At 31.5% G+C, this 844-nt stretch carries 1 protein-coding gene (running past one end of the window); it reads right to left on the reverse strand.

Going from position 1 to position 844, the window contains the following annotated elements:
- Window positions 1-828 carry the 5' portion of an ABC transporter ATP-binding protein gene (locus G3997_RS05730; protein ID WP_442971261.1) on the reverse strand. The gene continues 276 nt to the left of window position 1, outside the view, so the window shows 828 of its 1,104 coding nt (coding positions 1-828); its start codon is at window positions 826-828; its stop codon lies off the left edge, out of view.
- Window positions 829-844 lie beyond the last annotated feature (16 nt).

Consider the following 844-nt stretch of genomic DNA (forward strand, 5'->3'; position numbering starts at 1 on the left):
TTTAGCAATAGTAATTARYTGTTTTTGTCCAGCTGATAAGTTAGTATTATCATCAAATACTGTATCATAACCTTGAGGTAGTGTTCTTATGAAGTGATCTATTCCAACAGCTTTACATGCAGCTACTATACTTGCTTCAGAAACTCCAGTTTTATTATAAACTATATTGTCTCTTATTGTGCCCTCAAATAACCAAGTATCTTGAAGTACCATACAGAATAAATCGTGAACTGCTTCTCTACTTAATGATTGTATTGGAGTTCCATCWATTTTTATWWGACCACTATTTACTTCATAGAATCTCATAAGTAAGTTAACTAAAGTAGTTTTTCCTGCTCCAGTTGGCCCAACTATTGCTATCTTTTGACCTGCTTTAAACTTAGCTGTAAAATCTTTTATTATTAATTTATCTTCATCGTATCCAAATTTAACATTTTCAAATTCAACATCACCTTTAGCACTATCTAAAGCTACTTCTTTATGGCTTTCATCTTCCATTTCTTCTTCTCCTAAGAATTCAAATACACGTGCACATGCAGCTGATGTAGATTGTAGTGAAGTGGCTGCTTGAGCAAATTGAGCAAGAGGTTGTGTAAAGAATCTAACATACATTATAAATGCAACTATTACACCAAATGTTATTTTATCATTAAATGCAAGTATTGCACCAACTACACAAACTGCAACATACCCAAAGTTTCCTATGAATGTCATTAAAGGCATCATAAGTCCAGATATAAATTGTGACTTCCATGCACTATCACGAAGTTCATCATTTATATTTTTAAATTCTTTATTTATTTTTTCTTGTGCATTATATACTTTTATTACACTGTGTCCAGTA

The organism is Romboutsia sp. 13368, assembly GCF_018336475.1.
Classification (GTDB): Bacteria; Bacillota; Clostridia; order Peptostreptococcales; family Peptostreptococcaceae; genus Romboutsia.